Raw genomic sequence first — 18,052 nt, forward strand, 5'->3', positions numbered from 1 at the left:
TTTAGGGGGATTAAATACAATAATCTTCGAATTCCATTGGCATTTTAGCTTGCAATAAGAATTGTTTGGTGCGCTCTTGCTGTGGATGACTGAAGAATTCAGCTGCGGTATTTTGTTCAACAATATGACCATTTTCCATAAGAATCACACGATCTGCCACATCTTTGGCAAAATTCAACTCATGGGTGACGATAATCATTGTCCAGCCTTCTTGTGCGAGCATTTTGAGTGCCTGTAACACTTCACCAACGAGTTCCGGGTCAAGAGCGGAAGTGGGCTCATCTAACAAGATAATATCGGGTTTAACCGCTAAAGCTCGGGCGATCCCGACACGTTGCTGTTGACCACCAGAAAGTTGAGAGGGATATAAATCCGCTTTTGCTTTTAAACCGACTTTTTCCAATAATGCCAAGGCTTTTTCACGTGCAATCTCTTTCGGTTGTTTTTGCACAACCACCATCCCTTCCATCACATTTTCAAGTGCCGTGCGGTGAGGAAATAGGTTATATTGTTGGAATACCATTGAGGAACGACGACGCAATTTTAGTTCATCGGATTTGCTGATCTTCTTACTGAAATCAATGGTTAAGCTTCCATCGGTAAATGCTAATACCCCTTTTTCTGGGTGTTCGAGCAAATTTAAACAGCGTAAAAAGGTCGTTTTGCCTGAACCTGAGGGACCCAGAATGGCAACCACTTCACCTTTATTAATTTCAAAATCAATGCCTTTTAATACATGGTGGCCATTAAAACTTTTCTGAATATTCGTGACTTTTAACATAACAGTCCTTATAAATGGCGAGAAAGGCGTTTTTCTAAGTGGGTTTGCCCTATCGACAGCACAAAACAGAATACCCAATAAATGAGAGCCGCTTCACTATAAATTAAAATAAATTCGTAGTTTTCGGCTGTGATGTTTTGTGCCACACGGAATAATTCTGCAATCCAAACGAGTGAAGCAAGAGAAGTATCTTTCACCGTGCTAATGAAAGTGTTTGATAGCGAAGGGACGGAAATACGTAAAGCTTGCGGCATAATGGTACGCACGAAAGCTTGTGTGTAATTCATGCCTATCGCATAAGAGGCTTCCCATTGACCTTTAGGAATCGCAAGAATGGAGGCTCTCACCGTTTCTGCCGCATAAGCACCAATGTTAATGGAGAACGCAATAATTGCGGTTGGAAAAGGTTCTAGCTTGATACCAACTTCAGGTAAGCCGTAGAAAATAATGAAGATCTGCACCAACATTGGCGTGCCACGAATAATTGAAATATAAGTGCGACAAATGCCCTGCAGTATTTTGGTCATTAAATTGGGATGGGGCAATGTGCAAATCACAGCCACGATAACCGCAATGAATAAACCGCAAAAGAAGGAAATGACCGCAAGGGGGATCGTATATAAAATTGCCCCTTCCATCATAGGCCAAAACGAGCTGATGACATAATCAGCTCGTTCTGTGGTCATAAATGGAAGGCTGGCTAACCAATTATTGAGTAATGTCATCGCCAAACCATTTGATTGAAATTTGTTTTAACGTTCCGTCTTTGCGTAGTTCTTCAAGTGCTTGGTTCACTTTTGCAATAAGCGGTTCTTCACCTTTCAAGAAAGCAAAACCGGTCGGGATTTTTTTATCACTTTCTACAGCAATTTTTAAGCCTGAGTTAGGTTGTTTTTTGAAGTAATCTAATACGGCTAATTTATCGTTTACTGTTGCATCAACACGGCCTTGTTTTACCGCCTCAAGGTTTTGTGCCAAGCTATCAACAGTCACGATAATTGCACCATTATCACGTGCGTCTTTGCTCCAGTTACTGGTTGCAGATTGTGCAGATTTTTTACCTTTTAAATCAGGGAATGATTTAATGCTATCGTTATCAGCTTTCGTCACAATTACGCCAGCTGAGTAGTTATAAGGTGCACTGTAATCATATTTTTTTAAACGTTCTGGGCTTGGATTGGTTTGGTTCGCAATAACATCAAAACGTTTTGCGTTTAAACCTGCATACATGCCATCCCAAGCAGTTTCTTTAAATTCGACTTTCCAACCTAATTTTTGCGCAACTTTTTCGATAATTTCCACATCAAAACCGGTTAACTTGCCATCTTTGTCGTGGAAAGTAAATGGTGCGTAAGTCCCCTCAGTACCGACTAATAAGGTTTTAGTTTGTTCAACGCGATCCGCAATTTCACCTGCGTTGGCAAAAGTAGAAAGGGCTAATCCTGCCGCTAAAAGTGCGGTGCTAAAAAATGATTTTTTCATAAGTATTCCTTTTTTAGATAAATATCAAAAGTGAAATGAATTATAAGAAGCGAAAAAGAAAAGAAAAGTATTATTTATTTATGAATTATTTCCTTTAGTTATATTAAATAGAAATTGTTTAATTAATAAACAAAAAGGTCTGTAAAAACAGACCTTAGATTAAATGAATTCAATCAATAGGTTAAGCTTCAATACCTTCAAATAACGCCGTACTTAAATAACGTTCTGATGCAGAAGGTAAGATTGCAACAATTAATTTATCTTGGAATTCTGGTAGTTTTGCTAAGCGGTCAGCTACTGCCACAGCGGCTCCAGAGGAAATACCCGCAAGAATCCCTTCTTCAGCCATTAAACGGCGAGCGGTAGCAATCGCAGTATCGCTATCTACAGTTTCCACACGATCAATGAGTGATAAATCTAAGTTTTTCGGAATGAAGCCTGCACCGATACCTTGAATTTTGTGTGGGCCCGGTTTTACTTCTTGCCCTGCAAGGGTTTGGCTAATAACAGGTGATTCAGTTGGTTCAACCGCTACAGAGGTAATTTTTTTACCATGATCCAATTTGATTGAGCGAGAAATACCGGTAATTGTACCACCGGTACCCACACCAGCAACCACCACATCAACTTTACCGTCAGTGCCTTTCCAGATTTCTTCACCGGTAGTTTGACGGTGAATGTCAGGGTTAGCCGGGTTTTCAAATTGTTTTAGCATCACATAATGATTTGGATTAGACGCCACAATTTCTTCTGCTTTAGCGATCGCACCTTTCATCCCTTTTGAGCCTTCAGTGAGCACGAGATTTACCCCTAAACCACGTAATAAACGTTTACGTTCAAGGCTCATGGTTTCAGGCATGGTTAAGGTGATTTTATAACCACGTGCGGCTGCTACATAGGCTAAAGCGATACCGGTGTTACCACTGGTCGCATCTACTATTTCTTTACCAGCCGTTAAAATGCCATCTTTTTCCGCTTGCCAAATCATATTGGCACCAATACGGCATTTCACGCTAAAGCTTGGGTTACGACCTTCAATTTTTACAACAACGTTACCATTGTGTCCGAAATGTTTTAAACGAACTAATGGCGTATTACCGATTGAGTATGAGTTATCTGCATAAATTGTCATCTTACTGTCCTTTTATATTTTGGAATAATTTGATGCAATAGTTATAACACCAGCTTTTAAATTCAAAAAATAGTTAATCGCTATATTTTATAACTAAATGCTATTTATTCACGATGCTGTTTCCCGAAGGCTTAATTTCCGTACTTGTAGAACGTGTCACAATTTGTGTTGAACTTGAAGTGCGGTCAAAATTCATATCAAATTTTAATTGTGAGCGATAATTTTCGACCCACATTATGGTCGCACCACAGACTGCAACGGGAATAACGACTAAATTCACAATCGGTAATGCGGTACAAAGGGTGATTAATGCTCCGAATGTCAGGCTTTGTATGCGTCTTTCACCTAATGCGTTTTTCATAATGCCAAAAGAAATTTTATGATTATCAAATGGGTAATCACAATATTGAATTGCCATCATCCAGAAAGTAAATAAGAAGGTCAGTACCGGAATAATGGTTTGTCCGATAACAGGGATAAAACTCAATAGGAATAAGCCTACGAATTTCGGTAAGCTGTACCACAGTTTTTGCCATTCACGATTTAGCATACGTGGCACATCTTTCATAATTTCGGCAAAACCATCATCATTAACCGCTTCACCAGTTAGCATTTTTTCGACTTTTTCTGCTAATAATCCATTAAACGGCGCGGCAATAAAGCCTGAAAGCGTTGTAAAGGCAAAATAGAAAAATAAGAGAATTGAGCCAATAGACAACACAAGCAAAATCACGCTTAAAAAGCTTAGCCAATCTGGAATAAAGCTCATCACCCAGTCAATAATCGTGGAGATTTGTGAAACGAATAGCCAAAATAAGCCTGTAAGTAGAACGACGTTAAGTAAAATTGGCATAATCACAAAACGGCGGAGTCCTTTTTGCGTAATAAAATGCCAACCCATTACGAAATGATTGAAAGCAGATTTTATTTCATTTTGATCGATCATCATTGTTCCTTTGAATTGAAAAGTAAAAAGCACAAAATCTCACAGAAAGACAATGTTTTTTGAGAAAAATTCCATTTTGTTCCTTTTAATATCTTGTTTGTATCCCTATTTTTTCACTTGGTGAAATGTGATAGGATTAGCAAAAATTATTGCGTCAAGGAGCAACAAGAATGGATTTGAATACCATTTTGATCATTTTAGGAGTGATCGCTTTAATTGCCCTAGTGGTACACGGATTATGGTCAAATCGTCGAGAGAAATCAAAGTATTTTAAAAATGCGAATGCATTTAATCGCACTTTTAAAAGTGAGGAGGTCAATCCTTTTTCGCAAGCGGCCGATGTCAATGCGGATATCTCTTTAACGCATAGTGCAGAGAGCGTACAAACAGTACAGCAAACTACCGATCGATTCAATGTTATGCCACAGGTGGTGAGCCAGGTTGAAGAGCAACGAACCCAAGAGGATGCTCGTCAAACAGAAAAAAGTGTCGATGATATAAAAATCTCCTTACCAAATCAGTCTGTTTATGAAATCGAGTCTGTTCAATCACCTTCAGCATCGCAATCCGAGTCTGCAGCTTCTCTTGACGCTAATGAGCAGTCGAAGCGTCGTGTAGTAGAAATGACAATCGAAGAATTAGAAGCGCAAAGCAATGATTTTGACGGTGTGAATTCTTCTTCGCCTGAATTGCGTGAGCAGTTAGCGGAAATGTCATTAAGTTCACAGAATGCTACACATGACAATGTGCATTTTAATTATCACGAACCTGTCGAAGTAGAGAAACCAAAACAAACCTCTGGTTTTGTTCAACTTTATGTGATTTCGAATCAAAATCGTGACTTTTATGGACCGCAATTATCACAATCTTTGGAAAATCTTGGTTTTATTTTTGGTGAACATCAAATGTATCATCGCCATTTAGATTTGAGTGTAGCGAGTCCTGTATTATTTAGCGTAGCGAATATTGAACAGCCAGGTACGTTTGATTATTACAATATGGCTGAGTTTTCAACCATTGGGATTGTGTTCTTTATGCAATTGCCATCGCCAGGTAATAATTTGGCCAACTTACGTACCATGATTCGCGCAGCGAAAACTATTGCAGAAGATTTAGATGGTGTAGTGCTGACTGAACAACAAGAAATTTTTGATGATGTAGCAGAGCAGGATTATTTATCTCGTATCGCATAAAAACGCACGAAAAATAACCGCACTTTGGGCGAGCCGCGATGGTTCGCCCATTTTAATTCAATGAACAAACTGTTAGAGAACATTATGAGCCTTCAGCAACAAATTGATAAATTACGTCAGGATCTTCGTCGTTATGAATATGAATATCATGTATTGGATAACCCAACGATTCCTGATGCAGAATATGACCGTTTATTTCATCAACTTAAAGCCTTAGAAGCCGCCCATCCGGAACGCATTACGGCAGATTCACCTACTCAACGTGTAGGCGCCAAACCGCTTTCTGGTTTTGCTCAAATTCGTCATGAAATTCCAATGCTTTCTTTGGATAATGCCTTTTCAGACGAGGAATTCTATGCATTCGTAAAACGTATTGAAGATCGTCTTATTCGTTTGTCTGAACCTCTTACTTTCTGCTGTGAGCCGAAATTAGATGGTTTAGCGGTGAGTATTTTGTATGTGAATGGCGTACTGACTCAAGCTGCAACCCGTGGTGATGGGACAACAGGGGAGGATATTACCGCGAATATCCGTACAATTCGAAATATTCCCTTGCAACTTTTAATGGACAATCCACCTGCACGTTTAGAAGTGCGTGGTGAAGTGTTTATGCCACATGAAGGCTTTGAGCATTTAAATCAACAGGCTTTAGAGAAAGGCGAGAAAACCTTTGCTAATCCACGTAATGCAGCAGCAGGTTCGTTGCGACAGCTTGATCCAAAAATTACGAGTAAGCGCCCATTGGTATTGAATGCTTATGGTATTGGTATTGCAGAAGGGGTGGATTTACCAAATACGCATTATGATCGTTTGCAATGGTTGAAGTCTATTGGGATTCCTGTAAACCCAGAAATCCGTTTATGTAACGGCACAGATGAAGTGTTGGATTTTTATCGTGATATTCAAAATAAACGCAGTTCCCTTGGCTATGATATTGATGGTACCGTGCTGAAAATTAATGATATTGCGTTACAAGAGAAATTAGGTTTTATCTCCAAGGCGCCACGTTGGGCGATTGCTTATAAATTCCCTGCGCAAGAAGAATTAACTCGCTTAAATGACGTGGAATTCCAAGTAGGCAGAACGGGTGCAATTACCCCAGTAGCAAAATTAGAGCCGGTATTTGTGGCAGGGGTAACGGTAAGTAATGCCACATTGCATAATGGTGATGAAATTGAACGCTTGGATATTGCTATTGGTGATACGGTAGTGATTCGTCGTGCGGGGGATGTGATCCCACAAATTATCGGCGTATTGCACGACCGTCGCCCAGCAGATGCGAGACCGATCATTTTCCCTAAAACTTGTCCTGTGTGTGATTCGGCCATTGTTCGTATTGAAGGCGAAGCCGTTGCACGTTGTACTGGAGGCTTATTCTGTGCAGCACAGCGTAAAGAAGCGCTTAAACATTTCGTTTCTCGTAAGGCCATGGATATTGATGGCGTAGGGTGTAAATTAATTGAGCAGTTGGTGGATCGTGAATTAATTCATACGCCAGCCGATTTATTCAAGTTAGATTTAACCACACTGACTCGTTTGGAAAGAATGGGCACAAAATCTGCTGAAAATGCCTTAGCCAGCCTTGAAAAAGCAAAAAATACGACTTTGCCACGTTTTATTTTTGCGTTGGGAATTCGTGAAGTGGGTGAAGCTACGGCATTGAATTTAGCGAATCATTTCAAAACCCTAGAAGCATTGCAAAATGCAGATTTAGAGGCTTTACAGCAAGTGCCTGATGTGGGCGAAGTGGTGGCAAATCGTATTTTGGCGTTTTGGCATGAACCACATAATGTGGCAGTAGTGAATGATTTGATTGCTCAAGGCGTACATTGGGAAACCGTGGAAACCAAAGAGGTCACAGAAAACCGCTTTAAAGGCAAAACGGTTGTGTTAACCGGAACCTTAACCCAAATGGGCCGTAATGAAGCGAAAGCGTTATTACAAGACATGGGCGCGAAAGTGAGCGGCTCGGTTTCAGCAAAAACAGATTTTGTGATTGCTGGTGATGCGGCGGGTTCTAAGCTCACAAAAGCACAGGAATTAGGTGTTACTGTGCTAACGGAAGAAGAGTTCCTTGCAGAAATTCAGTCATAATTAAACGGTTAGAAAACAAAATGGGGCGTAGATGAATACGCCCCATTTTTTATCTCAAAAATACGCTCAAAATTGACCGCACTTCATCTCATCTCAAGATTAAGTGCGGTTTAACTTTTCTTCTTAATAAACAATAGCGGACATTTTAAGCTCTTAATTTACTGGCTCCGCGTTCCAGTTGTGTCGCCAAATATTCTTTGGAGGCAATAATTTGTTTACCAAAACGTTTATATAAACGTTGTTTTAATTTTGCCAATCCTTTCACTTTAGCACTTTTTTCTGCCCCAAATAGTTGCTTAATATGGAGTGTCACCTGGCCAATCTCTTGTAAGGCTATACCTGTTTTGGCTTTTAATTCGTTTAATTGGAACGTGATTTTTTCTTGTACATTCTGTTCCAATCGTTACATTAATTCTGTCGTATCGGCGGTTTCATTTTGACACAACTGTTCAAATTCGGCGATTTCTGTACTGAAATCTAGCGGTAACCCTTGTTCCAGTTCAATTAATACTGCCGTGCCGTATTCCAATTGTGACGTTAATTGCTGTTGGCTTTGAACTAATTGATTTTGAATGGCTTCACTTTGCTCAATACATTCATTTAATGACTGTTTCATTTCTGTTTGTTGTTGCATAGCAGAGGCTTTTAGTGAATCAATTCGTTGTTGAATTTGCTGCATAGGATCTGACATTGTTTGTACGTTTTCCATTTTCTTCTCCTTTGGAGATTTTTAACCGCACTTAAGAAAAGTGCAGTCATTTTGTTACTTATTTTTTGATGATTTGTTTCACATCAATATCTGTTTTATTCCATTCTTTATCGACTTTACCGATAATTTGAATGTTATCTTGAGGTGCTATCGTTTGACCATTCCATGCTTTTTTGCTGACTTCGATTTGGATTTCTTTTCCACTTGCATCTTTAAATAAGAAATCCTTTTTACCAATTTGTTTTACAATTTGTCCGTCTAAACGAACTGGAGTGTTATCATTGGCATTTAATGCATCAGCGACGGTTTTCACAATGACGCTTTCATCTACAAAACCTTGTTGAGTGACTTGATTCTTGCCATCATTAAATCCTTGCGCCATTGCGGTGTTATATACGGCAACAGAAGATAATGCGATAGCTGCAACAGTAAGTAATTTTTTCATAGTTTGTTCTCCTAAATAAGATAATCATAAAGTAAGTTGAAAGTTTTGCTTTCAAATTTATTTATCGATTGGGTTGTTTGCCTTCGATGAGTGTATTTAAACAAGAGAATCTTAAGGAAAGATTAAGAGAGGTAAAAAAAATGAAAACTTTTTGAAAATAAAAAAATAGGGCGTTTAAGCCCTACTTTTTATAAGAAAAATGCCTTGAAAATCTACCGCACTTTAGCCTGCCACAGCTGGTAGGTAACCCGCTTGAATTAAGAATGGCACGATCATAATTGTTACACCAATGATTAACGCAATCACTAAAGTCACATTACCACCGATTACACGATAAGGCAGATTTGGATTTGCTTGACGTGTTTTCCATGCTAGTCCAATAGGTAAAATTAAGCAATAGAATGCACAGAGTAAACCCGCATAGCTTAATGCCGCAATAAAACCTTCAGGATAATACAAGGCAAACGCAAGTGGTGGTGTGAAGGCTGCAACCGTCAGTGTCAAACGGTTGTGTGGCAATTTATAACGTTTAAATAAATCGCCTAAACCTTCAAATACCCCTAGCATCACACCTAGGAAAGAAGTGATTAATGCAAGTGCAGAGAACACACGTACGATTTCGCCCATGATGTGGGAGTTTGTGATTTGACGTGTTGCATTGACCAAGCCGTTAAGGGTTGGATCCGCTTGGAGTACTTGCACGAATTCATTTTGACTTAATACGCCGTGAGTCGCTAATTGCCACACTAAATAAGCTACTAGCGGAATAGCTGTCCCAATTAAAATCGCTTTACGGAATTGAGTGACACTACCATCTAAATAGCTATTTACGCTACCCATGATGATGTGGAAGCCAAAAGAGGTAAAGAAGATTGGCGCTGCAGAGATTACGAAAGCATAATCTAAAGGCAATGCCATCAGGTTATCGACAGACACTTTTGGTAACATCATGAATAACACGAAAGCAAAGGCAATTAATTTACCGATGAACAGAATGCGGGTGGCACCATCAACGCCTCTTGTACCTACAACCACAAAGGCACCGAGTACGACGGTAAATAAAATGATTGAAAGTTCGGAGGAAAGACTTTCAAAGCCAAAAGCGGTTGGTAAACCCGATAATAATGAACCGCCCCCGGTGATGTAAGCCGCAGAAAGGGCATAAAGTAAAATGAGTAAGCTAAAAGTTGCTAAGACACGCCCTGTGATACCGAAGTATTTCTCCGCGAGAGTCGCCACGCCATCATTTAATCGATCGGCTGTTTGGTAGACTTCAACAAAAAGTAAACCGCTGTAAACCAAAAGTGCCCATAAGCCGACTAATAAGAAAACGGTGTAACCAAAACCAATACCTGCAGAGGTTAATGGCATCGCGAGCATTCCCGCCCCGATGGTCGTGCCGGCAATGATTAAGGCACTGCCGAATGTTTTGTTTTTTAGCATAAAATTGTTCTCCGAGTATAAAATTGAAAAACGAGGTTAAAGCTGACCGCACTTTTCTTTGTAATGATAGCGGCAAACCGAAAGATAGGAGTCGTTTCCACCAATTTGGATTTGTTCCCCTTCCTTAATGACTTCACCTTGTTTATTTAAACGTAAAACGAAATTGGCTTTACGTCCACAATAACAGATAGTTTTTAATTCTTCTAGTTGATCTGCCCAAGCAAGTAAATACTTACTGCCTTCAAAAAGCTCTGCTTGGAAGTCGGTACGTAAGCCATAACAAAGGACAGGAATCTTCAGTTTATCCACGACATCGCTTAATTGATACACTTGTTGTTTCGTTAAAAACTGGGCTTCGTCAACCAAAACACAATGAATTTTTTCTTCTTGTAAACGTTGGCTCACTTCGGCAAAAAGGTCACTCGTTGATGTAAATAGATTAGCATCTTCATGAATACCAATACGCGATGTGACTTTGCCTAATCCAAAGCGGTCATCAATGGCTGCCGTATAAACCATGGTGTTCATATTGCGTTCACGATAGTTATAGGAAGACTGCAGCAACGTGGTTGATTTGCCCGCATTCATCGTAGAGTAGTAAAAATAGAGTTTTGCCATTATTTAATCACCCATTTCCAGAAATAATAGGCAATAAATCCTGCAACAGGTGGACAGGCTGCGAGCATAAAGGTCCCGTAAGTGGCGCCACCTCCAACCATTTTTCCAGCAGCTGAAAGCGCGCTAACGATATCAGCACTTGGTGTGGTAAAAATCCATGCGCCAATAATCGCGAGCACTAAAAAACAAGCGATACCGGCTGCACGCATAGCTCTCACTTTAATCATATTTTCCATATTTTTTCCTTAAATTGCAGGGAGTTCAGCCATTGCCCAACGAGGTTTAACATCAATGGCGAGATCGCTATGCTGACCTTGTTTTAAGCGTAAAAAGCCCGTATAGGCAATCATGGCGCCGTTATCGGTACAAAATTGAGGTTGCGGATAAAACACTTCGCCACCAAGATTTTTCATCATTGTGCCAAGAGTTTCACGTAATTTTTTGTTTGCACTCACCCCGCCAGCAATCACTAAACGCTTATAGCCGGTTTCTTTTAAGGCACGTTTACATTTGATAGCAAGCGTATCTACGACGGAATCTTGGAAGGCAAACGCAATATCGGCTTTGGTTTGTTCGGATAATTCACCTTCTTGCTTAATCGCCTGATTAATCGTATTAGCCGCTGAGGTTTTTAAACCTGAAAAGCTAAAATCAAGGCCTGGTCGATCTGTCATTGGACGTGGAAACACAAAACGATCTTTTGATCCTTTTTCGGCTAAACGTGAAAGTGCCGCACCGCCAGGGTAATCTAACCCTAATAATTTTGCGGTTTTATCAAAGGCCTCACCCGCCGCATCATCAATAGATTCGCCAATGACTTCATATTTTCCTACGCCATCAACGCGCACTAATTGCGTATGTCCACCTGAAACTAAGAGAGCAATGAATGGAAAGTGCGGTCGATTTTCATCAAGCATTGGCGCAAGTAGATGACCTTCCATGTGGTGTACGCCAATCGCGGGCACATTCCAGGCATAAGCCAGTGAACGCGCGATCGTTGCACCCACTAATAATGCACCCACTAAACCAGGACCACTTGTATAGGCGATACCATCAATTTGATCAGCCGTTAGATTGGCTTCTGCTAATGCGGCTTTAATTAATGGCGCTGTTTTACGGATATGATCTCGAGAAGCCAGCTCAGGTACCACACCACCATAATCTGCATGTAAGGCAATTTGCGTGTAGAGCTGATTGGCAATTAAGCCTTTATCTTCATCATAAATCGCGACACCTGTTTCATCACAGGAGGTTTCGATTCCTAAAATACGCATTTTCTTCTCATTTTATTAAAAAAATTGGCAAAGATTTTACCTTGTTTAGCCCGTTTAAACCAGTTTAAACGCCAAATTTTCAGCAAATAGGCGATCTTTCCTTTGCTTTTGCAGGTAAGATCGATTAGAATTGCGTCCTTTATTGAATTTGCCGTTTATTCGGCAGTAATAAAAATTTAAAATTGCAATTAAATTAAACTCATTGAGGTGATTGGCTTATGCCTGTAATTAAAGTACGTGAAAACGAATCATTTGACGTAGCTTTACGTCGTTTCAAACGCTCTTGCGAAAAAGCTGGTATTTTAGCAGAAGTTCGCGCTCGTGAATTCTATGAAAAACCAACTACAATCCGTAAACGTGAAAAAGCAACGCTTGCTAAACGTCACGCTAAACGTAATGCTCGCGAAAATGCGCGTAATACCCGTTTATACTAATTTGTAGTATTTTCTAACTCGAGTTAAGACAAACCGTGAAACCTTTTTGGAATCACGGTTTTGCCATTTTAAATTCATCGAAAAAGTCACGCAAAATCAACCGCACTTTCGCATCGTATTCAAGGAGGCAAGGCAATGAAAGGCTCTATTCCACGCCAATTTATTGATGATCTGCTCACAAAATCGAATATTGTCGATGTGATTAATGCGCGCGTGAAACTCAAAAAAGCAGGACGAGATTATCAAGCTTGTTGTCCATTTCATCACGAAAAAACACCCTCCTTTACGGTAAGTGAAAAAAAACAATTCTATTATTGCTTCGGTTGTGGCGCAAAAGGCAATGCCATTTCATTTTTAATGGATTACGACAAATTAGAATTTGTTGAAGCTGTTGAAGAACTTGCCGCTTCTGCCGGACTTGAAGTGCCTTATGAAAAACGTCCAAATCAATTCGGCAATAAACCGGATGTGAGCTATCAGACAAAACGTAATTTATATGATTTGATGCAAGAGATTGCGTCGTTTTATCAAGCTCAACTCCCGCTAAATATTCCTGCTCAAAGCTATCTTCAGCAACGTGGTTTATCGCCAGAAATTATTGCTCGTTTTCAAATTGGTTATGTACCCAATGCGATGGATACGGTGTTGCGTCAATTCGGTAAAAATCGAGAAGAACAGAAAAAGCTGTTTGATTTAGGTATGCTTTCTCGTAATGATCGGGGCAATGTGTACGATAAATTCCGTAATCGCATTATGTTTCCGATTCGGGATAAACGGGGTCGAACGGTCGCTTTTGGGGGACGTGTCTTAACGGATGAAAAGCCCAAATATTTAAACTCACCCGAAACCATTACATACCATAAAGGTAATGAACTTTATGGTTTGTATGAAGCCTTACAAATCAATGATGAGCCAGAAAAATTACTGGTAGTTGAAGGTTACATGGATGTGGTGGCATTGGCGCAATTTGGTGTGAATTATGCGGTAGCTTCCCTTGGGACATCAACGACCTCGGAGCAAATTCAATTATTGTTCCGTTCAACAGAACAAGTTATTTGTTGTTATGATGGTGATCGAGCGGGTAGAGATGCTGCTTGGCGTGCGCTTGAAAATGCGTTGCCTTATCTGGAAGACGGACGACAAATTAAGTTTATTTTTCTACCAGATGGAGAAGATCCGGATACTTATATTCGTCAATACGGTAAAGAAAAGTTTGAAGAATATATTGAGCAAGCTCAGTCTCTTACGGAATTTTTATTTGCGCATTTAAGTCCACAAGTGGATTTTTCGACGCAAGAAGGAAGAGGCAAATTAATGGCTCTGGCTGCGCCATTGATTCGTCAGATTCCGGGGGAATTGCTACGTTTATCATTGCGAAATATGTTAGCACAAAAGCTTGGAGTCTTTGATCAATCACAGCTTGAAAGCTTAATTCCAAATCAAATAGATAAGGCTGAACCAAAACCTAAAACGCCACAAAAAATCATTAAGAAAACGCCAATGCGTGTGGTGATTTCGCTGTTATTACAGAATTCACAATTAGTAAATCGTATTTCGGATGTCGGTTTGCAAGCCTTAAAGCATGAGGCGGGTTACGAATTACTCGAAAAATTAACCGCACTTTGTCGTGAACGAGAAGGTATTACAACAGGGCAAATCTTAGAATATTTTCGCGATACAGAATTTAGCAAGCCCCTTGAAATATTAGCCTCTTGGGATCATCTATTAAATGACTTAGAAATCATTAATGCATTCTCTCAAAACTATCGTCGATTGAATATTCAAGCAATTGAAAGAGATATTGAAATGCTGATTGCAAAAGAAAGGGCTGAAGGATTAACTGACCAAGAACGAGCAATTTTAGTGAATTTGCTCAAGGGGAAAGAAGCGCAGAAAAAACAGTTAGTTAATCCGTCATAACAATGGTAGAATCTCCTGTTCAAAACAAGGGCTTTTATCTTCCAAAAATAACGCAAAATGGGAATAAAAATGGAACAAAATCAACAATCTACCGCCGAGCAATATTCAGAACAAATTGAACAGCTTATGGAATTAGGTCGTACGCAAGGTTATTTAACTTATGCGGAGATTAATGACCTGCTTCCAGAAGATGTCATCGATCCAGAATATTACGATAAGCTGTTACAAACTTTACAGCATGATGCTGGTATTCCGGTTCTTGATGAAGCACCAGAAAGTGATGAAATGATGTTGAATGACACGATTCCGGATGAAGATGCAGTGGAAGAAGCAACGCAGATTTTATCAAATGTGGAATCTGAGATCGGTCGTACAACGGATCCTGTGCGTATGTATATGCGTGAAATGGGTACTGTTGATCTTCTCACACGTGAAGATGAGATCAGCATTGCAAAACGTATTGAAGAAGGAATTGATGAAGTCCAAAGTGCGATAGCAGCCTATCCAGAAGCGTTAACTGAATTATTAGATAATTACGATCAAGTTGAAGCGGGGAATTATCGTTTAGCGGATTTAATAACTGGCTTTGTAGATCCAAGCGTGATTGAAGAGGAAAATGCAGATGTAGATATTGAAGAGCATTTTTCTGATGAGGGTGAAAGTGGAGAATCTAATACGGTTATTGATGACAGTGATGATGAAGAGGATGAAAACGATAGCGGTTCAAGTTCAGATGACAGCGATTCAGATAACAGTATCGATCCTGAGGTAGCTCGTGAAAGATTTGCGACATTAAGAGAGCAACATACTAAAACATTAGCAACGATTGCAAAATACGGACGCAGTGGTAAACGAGCAAAAGATCAAATCGAATCACTAGCTGAGATCTTTAAACAATTTCGTTTAGTACCAAAGCAATTTGACACACTTGTTTTGTCGATGAAGAATATGATGAAACGCGTACGCTTTGAAGAACGTCAATTACAAAAAGTGCTTGTTGATATCGCGGGTATGCCAAAAGATGAATTCGAAACACTTATTACAACGAGTGGAAGTAATGATGCTTGGGTAGTTAAAGCATTAAAATCAACTAAGCCCTGGGCAAAACGCTTACCAAAATATGAAGAGCGTATCCGTTTATCTTTAGATAACTTGGCTAATATTGAGCAACATACCAATCTTACAATTCAACAAATGCGTGAGATTTGTGATGCAGTATCACGTGGTGAACAAAAAGCTCGCCGGGCGAAAAAAGAAATGGTTGAAGCCAACTTGCGTTTGGTGATCTCTATTGCGAAAAAGTATACCAACCGTGGTTTACAATTCTTGGATTTAATTCAAGAAGGGAATATCGGTTTGATGAAAGCGGTAGATAAATTTGAATACCGTCGTGGCTATAAATTTTCTACTTATGCAACATGGTGGATTCGTCAGGCGATTACTCGTTCCATTGCGGACCAAGCACGTACAATTCGTATTCCTGTTCATATGATTGAAACAATTAATAAATTAAATCGTATTTCTCGTCAAATGTTACAAGAAATGGGGCGTGAAGCGACACCGGAAGAGCTTGCTGACCGCATGGGTATGCCAGAAGATAAAATTCGTAAAGTCCTTAAGATTGCGAAAGAACCTATTTCTATGGAAACTCCAATTGGTGATGACGATGATTCACATTTAGGTGACTTCATCGAGGATTCAACCCTTGAGTTACCATTAGATTCAGCAACCGCACAAAGTTTAAAAGTAGCGACTCATGAAGTGTTAGAAGGTTTAACTCCTCGTGAAGCAAAGGTATTACGTATGCGTTTTGGTATTGATATGAATACCGACCATACACTCGAAGAAGTGGGTAAACAATTTGACGTAACTCGTGAACGTATTCGTCAGATTGAAGCGAAAGCATTGCGTAAATTACGTCATCCTAGCCGTTCTGAGACATTAAGAAGTTTCTTGGATGAGTAATTGTTCATTTATATAAAAAGAAAAGGCAGAGTTCTCTGCCTTTTTTATTTGATTAAATTTGGTTATTTACCATGAAATCATATTCCTTTAAAATACGCGCCTTTCTTCATTTAAAAATAAAAAAGGAACTTTATGGAAGAATCTCAAGAACTCGAAAAACTGCCGCGAGTGGTGACAAGTGTATTAAAAGTAGTATTAAGTTTTTCACTTATTGCTTTGGCTTTAGTGTTGATTATTGCTTTAGCTAAAATTACCTATACCTTAGCAATTATGGTATTTAATACATCAAGCGTAGTACCTTATGATGTTGCTGAACAAGCTGTGATGTTTTTCTTATATTTCGGTTTTATTGGTCTTATTGTGCAATATTTTAAAAGTGGCTATCACTTTCCTTTGCGATATTTTATTTATGCGGGGATTACTGCCATGTTGCGCCTGATTATTGTGAATCATGAAAGCTCAGTTGATACCATCTTATTCGCAGGTGCGATTTTAATTATGGTTATTGCACTTTGTTTAGTGTTGTATTCCAATAAAATTAAAATTTAAAAGGGCGGTCGCTTTGACCGATATTTGGGAATGGATTATTCCGGCACAATCCATTCCACTGTCCAACTTCCCGTACCTTCAGGGACGAGCGTTTGGGTTAAATAAGGTAAAATGGCTTTCATTTGCTGTTCTAATTGCCAAGGTGGGTTAATCACCACCATTCCACTTGCGGTCATGCCACGTTGATCGCTATCAGGGCGAACCGCCAATTCAATTTTCAAAATTTTACGAGTTCCCGTTGCTTCTAATCCTTTAAAAATGCGTTTTGTTTGTTGACGTAGAACCACAGGATACCAAATCGCATAAGTCCCCGTTGCAAAGCGTTTGTAACCGTCTTCGATTGCTTTCACCACTAAATCATAATCTTCTTTTAATTCATAAGGCGGATCAATAAGCACTAAACCACGGCGTTCTTTTGGTGGAAGCGTCGCTTTAAGTTGTTGGAAACCATTTTCTGATTTTGTAGTGATATTTTTAAATTCTTTGAAATTATTGCGTAATAATGGAAAATCGCTCGGGTGTAATTCTGTTAGTAATGCACGATCTTGAGGACGTAATAATTGCGCGGCAATCATTGGTGATCCCGCGTAATAACGTAATTCTTTACCGCCATAATTGAGTTTTTTAATGAGATCCACGTAGCGAGCCACTTCTTCGGGTAAATCTGTTCTTTCCCAAAGTCTCCCAATTCCCTCTTTGTATTCACCGGTTTTTTCTGATTCGTTAGAACTTAAGCGATAACGACCCACACCAGAATGGGTGTCAAGATAGTAGAAACCTTTTTCTTTTAGTGAAAGATTTTCTAGAATTAGCATTAGTACAATGTGCTTAAGCACATCGGCGTGGTTGCCAGCATGAAAACTGTGGCGATAACTTAACATAGTTTCTCCTTTATGATGAGAAAAGTACGCTCAAGATTGATGGTATAACTTTTCTGTAGAAAAAATATTATCACTTGAAACACTAAAACCTTTAAAGGGATTTGAATTCAAAGGGATATTCATGATGTCAGAATTTTTTATAATTCGGCAACTTATGGGAAAGCAAATTAAGGGACTAATAATATA

General features: G+C 39.4%; 19 protein-coding genes. 6 read left to right on the forward strand and 13 right to left on the reverse strand.

The annotated features are described in order from the left end of the window. Nucleotides 1-10: 10 nt before the first annotated feature. From QQS40_RS04075 to cysZ, 5 genes are all read right to left on the reverse strand, one after another. Entirely contained in the window at nucleotides 11-781 is a 771-nt protein-coding gene (locus QQS40_RS04075; protein ID WP_329506311.1) for an amino acid ABC transporter ATP-binding protein, read from the reverse strand. Between the two features lie 8 nt (nucleotides 782-789). Next, entirely contained in the window at nucleotides 790-1,506 is a 717-nt protein-coding gene (locus QQS40_RS04080) for an amino acid ABC transporter permease (protein WP_329506313.1), read from the reverse strand. Beyond that, complete coding sequence (locus tag QQS40_RS04085; protein ID WP_049362446.1) at nucleotides 1,490-2,263, reverse strand: amino acid ABC transporter substrate-binding protein; 774 nt, start codon at nucleotides 2,261-2,263, stop codon at nucleotides 1,490-1,492. Before QQS40_RS04085 ends, QQS40_RS04080 begins: the two co-directional genes overlap by 17 nt. A 181-nt stretch (nucleotides 2,264-2,444) precedes the next feature. Beyond that, entirely contained in the window at nucleotides 2,445-3,395 is a 951-nt protein-coding gene (gene cysK / locus QQS40_RS04090) for a cysteine synthase A (RefSeq protein WP_329506316.1), read from the reverse strand. A gap of 100 nt (nucleotides 3,396-3,495) precedes the next feature. Continuing rightward, a complete protein-coding gene (gene cysZ / locus QQS40_RS04095) occupies nucleotides 3,496-4,341 on the reverse strand; it encodes a sulfate transporter CysZ (RefSeq protein ID WP_329506724.1) in 846 nt (281 codons plus the stop codon). Nucleotides 4,342-4,511: 170 nt separating this feature from the next. Between cysZ and zipA the strand changes: the two genes are divergently transcribed. Both zipA and ligA read left to right on the forward strand, forming a co-directional pair. Further along, complete coding sequence (zipA, locus tag QQS40_RS04100) at nucleotides 4,512-5,534, forward strand: cell division protein ZipA (protein ID WP_329506318.1); 1,023 nt, start codon at nucleotides 4,512-4,514, stop codon at nucleotides 5,532-5,534. Nucleotides 5,535-5,618: 84 nt separating this feature from the next. Next, nucleotides 5,619-7,628, forward strand: coding sequence for an NAD-dependent DNA ligase LigA (ligA, locus tag QQS40_RS04105; RefSeq protein ID WP_329506726.1), 2,010 nt, complete (start codon nucleotides 5,619-5,621; stop codon nucleotides 7,626-7,628). 145 nt (nucleotides 7,629-7,773) lie between these two features. On the opposite strand, the gene QQS40_RS04110 is transcribed toward ligA, so the two are convergent. The 7 genes from QQS40_RS04110 to tsaD form a co-directional block, all read right to left on the reverse strand. Then, a complete protein-coding gene (locus QQS40_RS04110; RefSeq protein WP_329506320.1) occupies nucleotides 7,774-8,028 on the reverse strand; it encodes a hypothetical protein in 255 nt (84 codons plus the stop codon). A 3-nt stretch (nucleotides 8,029-8,031) separates the two neighbouring features. Next, nucleotides 8,032-8,337, reverse strand: coding sequence for a hypothetical protein (locus QQS40_RS04115; RefSeq protein ID WP_329506322.1), 306 nt, complete (start codon nucleotides 8,335-8,337; stop codon nucleotides 8,032-8,034). Between the two features lie 58 nt (nucleotides 8,338-8,395). Next, nucleotides 8,396-8,782, reverse strand: coding sequence for a YgiW/YdeI family stress tolerance OB fold protein (locus QQS40_RS04120; RefSeq protein WP_197560909.1), 387 nt, complete (start codon nucleotides 8,780-8,782; stop codon nucleotides 8,396-8,398). Between the two features lie 222 nt (nucleotides 8,783-9,004). Beyond that, entirely contained in the window at nucleotides 9,005-10,225 is a 1,221-nt protein-coding gene (locus QQS40_RS04125) for an aromatic amino acid transporter (protein ID WP_329506329.1), read from the reverse strand. 36 nt (nucleotides 10,226-10,261) lie between these two features. Further along, on the reverse strand, nucleotides 10,262-10,843 hold the full coding sequence (locus QQS40_RS04130) for a thymidine kinase (protein ID WP_329506331.1): 582 nt from the start codon (nucleotides 10,841-10,843) through the stop codon (nucleotides 10,262-10,264). Next, nucleotides 10,843-11,079, reverse strand: coding sequence for a hypothetical protein (locus QQS40_RS04135; protein WP_329506334.1), 237 nt, complete (start codon nucleotides 11,077-11,079; stop codon nucleotides 10,843-10,845). Before QQS40_RS04135 ends, QQS40_RS04130 begins: the two co-directional genes overlap by 1 nt. 9 nt (nucleotides 11,080-11,088) lie before the next feature. After that, a complete protein-coding gene (gene tsaD, locus QQS40_RS04140) occupies nucleotides 11,089-12,117 on the reverse strand; it encodes a tRNA (adenosine(37)-N6)-threonylcarbamoyltransferase complex transferase subunit TsaD (protein WP_329506336.1) in 1,029 nt (342 codons plus the stop codon). A 218-nt stretch (nucleotides 12,118-12,335) separates the two neighbouring features. On the opposite strand from tsaD, the gene rpsU reads away from it, so the two are divergent. From rpsU to psiE, 4 genes are all read left to right on the forward strand, one after another. Next, complete coding sequence (gene rpsU, locus QQS40_RS04145) at nucleotides 12,336-12,551, forward strand: 30S ribosomal protein S21 (protein WP_005694732.1); 216 nt, start codon at nucleotides 12,336-12,338, stop codon at nucleotides 12,549-12,551. A gap of 135 nt (nucleotides 12,552-12,686) precedes the next feature. Then, nucleotides 12,687-14,471 (forward strand): DNA primase, encoded by a 1,785-nt coding sequence (gene dnaG / locus QQS40_RS04150; RefSeq protein ID WP_329506339.1) that lies wholly within the window; start codon nucleotides 12,687-12,689, stop codon nucleotides 14,469-14,471. 69 nt (nucleotides 14,472-14,540) lie between these two features. Then, entirely contained in the window at nucleotides 14,541-16,436 is a 1,896-nt protein-coding gene (gene rpoD, locus QQS40_RS04155; protein WP_329506341.1) for an RNA polymerase sigma factor RpoD, read from the forward strand. Nucleotides 16,437-16,568: 132 nt separating this feature from the next. Further along, the gene (psiE, locus tag QQS40_RS04160) at nucleotides 16,569-16,985 is read left to right on the forward strand and encodes a phosphate-starvation-inducible protein PsiE (RefSeq protein WP_070582952.1); all 417 of its coding nucleotides are present in this window, start codon (nucleotides 16,569-16,571) and stop codon (nucleotides 16,983-16,985) included. Nucleotides 16,986-17,020: 35 nt separating this feature from the next. Here the strand turns inward: psiE and QQS40_RS04165 are convergent, their stop codons facing one another. After that, complete coding sequence (locus tag QQS40_RS04165; protein WP_329506344.1) at nucleotides 17,021-17,866, reverse strand: 23S rRNA (adenine(2030)-N(6))-methyltransferase RlmJ; 846 nt, start codon at nucleotides 17,864-17,866, stop codon at nucleotides 17,021-17,023. Between the last annotated feature and the right edge of the window lie 186 nt (nucleotides 17,867-18,052).

Source organism: Haemophilus parainfluenzae (genome assembly GCF_036288925.1).
Classification (GTDB): Bacteria; Pseudomonadota; Gammaproteobacteria; order Enterobacterales; family Pasteurellaceae; genus Haemophilus_D.

Excerpts from the sequence above, each read along its gene's own strand:
- QQS40_RS04080 (WP_329506313.1), bottom strand. The coding sequence starts at position 1,506 with ATGACATTACTCAATAATTGGTTAGCCAGCCTTCCATTTATGACCACA.
- dnaG (WP_329506339.1), top strand. The coding sequence starts at position 12,687 with ATGAAAGGCTCTATTCCACGCCAATTTATTGATGATCTGCTCACAAAA.
- psiE (WP_070582952.1), top strand. The coding sequence starts at position 16,569 with ATGGAAGAATCTCAAGAACTCGAAAAACTGCCGCGAGTGGTGACAAGT.
- cysZ (WP_329506724.1), bottom strand. The coding sequence starts at position 4,341 with ATGATCGATCAAAATGAAATAAAATCTGCTTTCAATCATTTCGTAATG.
- QQS40_RS04120 (WP_197560909.1), bottom strand. The coding sequence starts at position 8,782 with ATGAAAAAATTACTTACTGTTGCAGCTATCGCATTATCTTCTGTTGCC.
- rpsU (WP_005694732.1), top strand. The coding sequence starts at position 12,336 with ATGCCTGTAATTAAAGTACGTGAAAACGAATCATTTGACGTAGCTTTA.
- QQS40_RS04135 (WP_329506334.1), bottom strand. The coding sequence starts at position 11,079 with ATGGAAAATATGATTAAAGTGAGAGCTATGCGTGCAGCCGGTATCGCT.
- cysK (WP_329506316.1), bottom strand. The coding sequence starts at position 3,395 with ATGACAATTTATGCAGATAACTCATACTCAATCGGTAATACGCCATTA.
- QQS40_RS04085 (WP_049362446.1), bottom strand. The coding sequence starts at position 2,263 with ATGAAAAAATCATTTTTTAGCACCGCACTTTTAGCGGCAGGATTAGCC.
- tsaD (WP_329506336.1), bottom strand. The coding sequence starts at position 12,117 with ATGCGTATTTTAGGAATCGAAACCTCCTGTGATGAAACAGGTGTCGCG.
- zipA (WP_329506318.1), top strand. The coding sequence starts at position 4,512 with ATGGATTTGAATACCATTTTGATCATTTTAGGAGTGATCGCTTTAATT.
- ligA (WP_329506726.1), top strand. The coding sequence starts at position 5,619 with ATGAGCCTTCAGCAACAAATTGATAAATTACGTCAGGATCTTCGTCGT.
- rpoD (WP_329506341.1), top strand. The coding sequence starts at position 14,541 with ATGGAACAAAATCAACAATCTACCGCCGAGCAATATTCAGAACAAATT.
- QQS40_RS04130 (WP_329506331.1), bottom strand. The coding sequence starts at position 10,843 with ATGGCAAAACTCTATTTTTACTACTCTACGATGAATGCGGGCAAATCA.
- QQS40_RS04115 (WP_329506322.1), bottom strand. The coding sequence starts at position 8,337 with ATGGAAAACGTACAAACAATGTCAGATCCTATGCAGCAAATTCAACAA.
- QQS40_RS04125 (WP_329506329.1), bottom strand. The coding sequence starts at position 10,225 with ATGCTAAAAAACAAAACATTCGGCAGTGCCTTAATCATTGCCGGCACG.
- QQS40_RS04165 (WP_329506344.1), bottom strand. The coding sequence starts at position 17,866 with ATGTTAAGTTATCGCCACAGTTTTCATGCTGGCAACCACGCCGATGTG.
- QQS40_RS04075 (WP_329506311.1), bottom strand. The coding sequence starts at position 781 with ATGTTAAAAGTCACGAATATTCAGAAAAGTTTTAATGGCCACCATGTA.